The organism is Microcystis sp. LEGE 08355 (assembly GCF_015207185.1).
GTDB classification, from domain to species: domain Bacteria; phylum Cyanobacteriota; class Cyanobacteriia; order Cyanobacteriales; family Microcystaceae; genus Microcystis; species Microcystis panniformis.
Map to the genome: position 1 here is coordinate 1 of NZ_JADEXI010000365.1, position 4765 is coordinate 4765.

4 protein-coding genes are annotated in these 4765 nt (G+C 41.6%); 3 read left to right on the forward strand and 1 reads right to left on the reverse strand.

All coding sequences use genetic code 11. The features are described 5' to 3' along the window. Positions 1-329: 329 nt before the first annotated feature. The 3 genes from IQ242_RS17030 (at position 330) to bchB (ending at position 3397) form a co-directional block, all read left to right on the forward strand. On the forward strand, positions 330-917 hold the full coding sequence (locus IQ242_RS17030) for a prepilin-type cleavage/methylation domain-containing protein (protein ID WP_193960788.1): 588 nt from the start codon (positions 330-332) through the stop codon (positions 915-917). 201 nt (positions 918-1118) lie between these two features. Next, entirely contained in the window at positions 1119-1715 is a 597-nt protein-coding gene (locus IQ242_RS17035; protein ID WP_002740297.1) for a ParA family protein, read from the forward strand. 155 nt (positions 1716-1870) lie between these two features. Beyond that, on the forward strand, positions 1871-3397 hold the full coding sequence (gene bchB, locus IQ242_RS17040; RefSeq protein WP_072926457.1) for a ferredoxin:protochlorophyllide reductase (ATP-dependent) subunit B: 1527 nt from the start codon (positions 1871-1873) through the stop codon (positions 3395-3397). A gap of 48 nt (positions 3398-3445) precedes the next feature. On the opposite strand, the gene IQ242_RS17045 is transcribed toward bchB, so the two are convergent. Then, positions 3446-4573: a class I SAM-dependent methyltransferase gene (locus tag IQ242_RS17045; RefSeq protein WP_193960789.1), complete on the reverse strand. Its 1128-nt coding sequence runs from the start codon at positions 4571-4573 to the stop codon at positions 3446-3448. Positions 4574-4765 lie beyond the last annotated feature (192 nt).

Here is a 4765-nt window from a genome sequence, read left to right on the forward strand (position 1 = left end):
TTCAGGGAAAAAGTGCCTCAATTTTCCCCCTCATCACTCCCATGCCTGGTACTTTTTGATTGACAAAAAGTCTAAAAGTCTTACCCAACAAGGTTTTTACCATTATTCAGCCAGCCCTATATAAACAGGGCAAATAAACTAAATTGAGCAAAAAATCAGAAAATTGCTTTTATTTAGCTCATTTTTGCCCATATCAGGAAAAATAGAGATCGCAGTCAATTTTGTCCGTAATAACAGCCAGAAATTATGTGGATTATCCTAGAGCAACAATTAATTTGCTCTAGGATAATCCCATAATTTATTGAAAATAAAAAGGCAAGATGAGGCTCATGAATATCTTCGACCTTTCTCCCCATTTTTTTCGCAATTTAAAGCTTTTTAATCGGCAAAAATCCACCTCTGGCTTAACTCAAGTCGAGATGTTAGTTACCCTAATTTTATTAGGAATTCTCTTAACCATTGCCCTTTCTGTTTATCATAGTTTAATGGCTTGGATTCGCTTAAATATCGCCACCTTTGAAATATCACAACATTGGAAAAATACCCGTTATCAAGCCACGGGAGAAGGTTCTCATCCCCTATCTTTGTGCATGGCAGAAAGTGAAACCGAACAGATTAAAGTGGCAAAAGTGCAAGGGGACGAATGTGAAAATGTCATCGACTGGACTCCCATCACTCGCGGCGTTAGCATCGATACTGACAATTCTAGCCTACGCCGAGTTAGTGGACCTGCTGGTAATGAAGGTACAATTTATCGCGCTAGTTGGGCCGATACAAAGGGGGGGTTAGGGGGTTCTTGGGGACAGTTAGGCAGAATTACTTTAGTTGCTTCCGGTACACCCGACAAACGCTGTTTATTTTTATTCCGTGTTGACGGTAGTTGGGATATTCGCCAAGATAATAGATGTGTGCTTTAAAGCGGCAAAAGTTATCGTTATCTAAGGGAGGGTATCAGCCCAAAATCTAACATCAAGGGACACTTTACACCATAAGATCGAGAGAGCCACGCTCAAAAATCTAGAATCCTGACTGATAGCCTTTCTGGGGGAAACTTAAACGGTTTTCAGTCCGTCTGGGAGTACACTAGAAAATACTCACTTATTTTGATCGAGCCGTTCATGATTATTTCCGTCGTAGCACTGAAGGGAGGGGTCGGGAAAACCACCACATCGATTCATTTGGCCGCCTATTTTCAAGAAAAAGCGCCCACCCTATTGATTGATGCGGATAAAAATCGTTCGGCTCTCCATTGGTCCCGGGAAGATACCCTTCCTTTTATGGTAGCGTCCCAAGCTGGAGCGACGGGACTGGTGAAACAATACACTCATATTATCGTCGATACCCAGGCCCGGCCAGAGCCGGACGAGTTAAAAGATTTAGCTCAGGGCAGCGATTTATTAATTTTACCCACCACTCCCAATCATCTCGATATCGATGTCACCATTAAAGCGGCAGAATTGCTGTCCACGATGACCGATAATTATCGAGTTCTTTTAACCCAAGTGGATTCACGGACAAAAACAGGACGGGAAGCGCGGAAAGCTCTAGAAGAAGCCAAATTACCGCTATTTAAGCGAGAAATACCCCGTTTAGTTGCTTTTGAACGAGCGGCCGAAAAGGGAGTCATCGTCAAAGATTATCCCGACCCCCGGTCGAATTTCGGTTGGCTTTGTTACCAAGCGGTCGGTAAAGAAATTTTTGCCCTCATGACATAAATTGTTAAAAAAGTTAACATTAATATTTGTGTCATTTTTCCCCGAAAAGATACTTAATCTGCATGGGGACTTTTTGTAATCTTCCGTTAAGTGTTCACTCCTAAATCGGTAAAGTCTGAGACAATCAAAAAAGTCTGACTGTAGGAGAAACCTCTATGAAATTGGCCTATTGGATGTACGCGGGTCCCGCTCATATTGGCACTTTAAGGATCGCCAGTTCCTTTAAAAATGTTCATGCTATCATGCACGCTCCTCTGGGAGACGATTATTTTAACGTCATGCGCTCGATGCTGGAAAGGGAGCGTAATTTTACCCCCGTCACTGCTAGTATTGTCGATCGTAATGTTTTAGCCCGGGGGTCCCAAGAAAAAGTCGTCGATAATATTGTTCGCAAAGATCGCGAAGAAAGTCCCGATTTAATCGTTTTAACCCCCACCTGTACCTCCAGCATTCTCCAAGAGGATTTACAAAACTTTGTCGAAAGAGCGCGACAGGATGCCCAAGGAGATGTGCTGCTGGCCGATGTTAACCACTATCGCTATAATGAACTACAAGCGGCCGATAAAACCCTCTATCAAATTATCAAATATTATCTCGATAAGGCCCAGAGAAAAGGGGAAATTATCTCCCAGAAAACCCCTAAACCTTCGGTTAATATTATTGGTATTACCACCCTCGGCTTCCATAACCAACATGATCGCACAGAATTAAAGCGGTTAATGGCAGATTTGGACATTGAAGTTAACGAAATTATCCCCGAAGCTGCTTCGGTGGACAACTTAAAAAATCTGCCCCGCGCTTGGTTTAATCTGGTTCCCTATCGAGAAGTGGGATTAATGACAGCCAAATATCTCGAAAGTGAATTCGCCATGCCCTACGTTGATATTACCCCCATGGGAGTGGTGGAAACAGCGCGCTGTATTCGCCAAATTCAAGAGGTAATTAATCCCCAAGGTGCAGCAGTAGATTACGAAGATTTTATCAATGAACAAACTCTGCATATCTCCCAAGCTGCTTGGTTTTCTCGTTCCATCGACTGTCAGAATTTAACGGGGAAAAAAGCGGTGGTTTTTGGTGATAATACCCACGCAGCCGCTATGACAAAAATTCTCGCCAGAGAGATGGGAATCCATGTGGTTTTAGCGGGTACTTATTGCAAGTATGATGCCGATTGGTTCCGGGAACAAGTGAGTGAATATTGCGATGAAGTGTTAATTAGTGATGATAATGGGGCGATAGGAGATGCTATTGCTCGATTAGAACCAGCGGCGATATTTGGTACTCAAATGGAACGTCATGTAGGCAAACGTTTAGATATTCCCTGTGGAGTAATTGCCGCACCTATTCATATCCAAAATTTCCCCCTCGGTTATAAACCTTTCTTAGGTTACGAAGGCACTAATCAGATCGCCGATTTGGTCTATAATTCCTTTACTTTGGGTATGGAAGATCACCTATTAGAGATATTCGGTGGTCATGATACCAAAGAGGTAATTACTAAGGGTATTTCGGCAGATTCTGACCTAAATTGGAATAAGGAAGCTACGGTAGAATTACAGAAAATACCCGGTTTTGTGCGGGGTAAAGTCAAACGAAATACCGAAAAATTTGCCCGGGAGCGAGGTATTGGTGAAATAACTTTAGAGGTAATGTATGCCGCTAAAGAATCCGTAGGAGCTTAATTATTTCTTAGGGCTGAAAGTTAACAGCATTCAGCCCTATTTTTTTAGTTATTTACTTAATCCCTTAAGTATTCTTTCCTCTACTCCTTTCCCCTGAATTAAAACCCCAAATCCTCCTAAACCGGTGGGATTGATTAATTGATGTAGGGCATCTCGACGCTGAAATATAGTTAATATATCGATTTTTCCTTGAGAAAGTTGATTTAATCTATCCCCTAATCCCAAAGCCATTAAAAATAATCCTTGCTGAGTAAAACCGAGATTTTTTAAGCCTAATTTCTCCCCTTGACGTTGTAAAGCAGTAAAATCCACATGAGTGGTAATATCTTGTTCTCCCACCCACAAATAAGGATGATCATGACGCTGATGTTGTCGATAACATTGTAGGGTTCCTTGACTTCTTTGGGGATGATAATATTTTTCGGCAGTGTAACCGTAATCTATGGTTAAAATATAACCTCGATCGAGTTTCCGATTAACCGTTTCTAACCAGTCTAAAGCTAATAAGTTTACCTCAGTTTGATAACCCTCCCGATAAAGTGGGGAAGGAATATTTATCCCCACTAAATCAAAATAGTCTTTGATTCTGTGGGTGGATAAATCTGCGATAATCTCCTGAAAAGGTTCCCCCAATCCCAGATAAATTTCTCGTAATTCTCCCGACTCGATCACAACTCGATGGACAGGAAAAGCATCGATTAACTCATTACTAAACACACAACCCACAAGGGAATTATCAGCTAAATTCGGCCAACTTTGCCAAGATACTGGGGAATATCCCGCTAAAGTTGCCCGTTGTCTTTCCCTGAGTTTCTGAGATTGTTCGACAATTATATAACTGAGATTTTGATAAAAATCAGCATAGCTATGACTTAAATAATCAAGGATATCCTTCGCTAAAATTCCCGAACCTGCTCCCACTTCCACTAAAGTAAATCCTCGCGAATTGCCCAAAAATTCCGCCATCTCGACAAATTGCTCCGCCAACAATTGGCCAAAATCTGCTCCTAGGGACGAGGAAGTAAAAAAATCTCCTTTTGAGCCAATTTCTACTTTTCCAGAGGTGTAATAGCCATAATCAGGGTGATAGAGAGCTAAATCCATCCAGCGATCAAAGCTAATTCGACCCGCTGCTGATTGTTTAATTTCCTCTAGGATGATTGCTTCTAAATTCATCTTGATCGGGGAATTATGAATTAGGAATTATGAAATGGGAATTATACTAAATCCAGTTACTAAAGACTGATTATCTATTCCTTCTTTTGCCTGAGTGCCTCTTGCCTTTTGCCCATCCTTATAAGTAGGTAGGCACAATTATTTGTAGGATGGGTTAGCAGTAGCGTAACCCATGCGGGCGTTGGGTTTCAT

Excerpts from the sequence above, each read along its gene's own strand:
- IQ242_RS17035 (WP_002740297.1), top strand. The coding sequence starts at position 1,119 with ATGATTATTTCCGTCGTAGCACTGAAGGGAGGGGTCGGGAAAACCACC.
- bchB (WP_072926457.1), top strand. The coding sequence starts at position 1,871 with ATGAAATTGGCCTATTGGATGTACGCGGGTCCCGCTCATATTGGCACT.
- IQ242_RS17030 (WP_193960788.1), top strand. The coding sequence starts at position 330 with ATGAATATCTTCGACCTTTCTCCCCATTTTTTTCGCAATTTAAAGCTT.
- IQ242_RS17045 (WP_193960789.1), bottom strand. The coding sequence starts at position 4,573 with ATGAATTTAGAAGCAATCATCCTAGAGGAAATTAAACAATCAGCAGCG.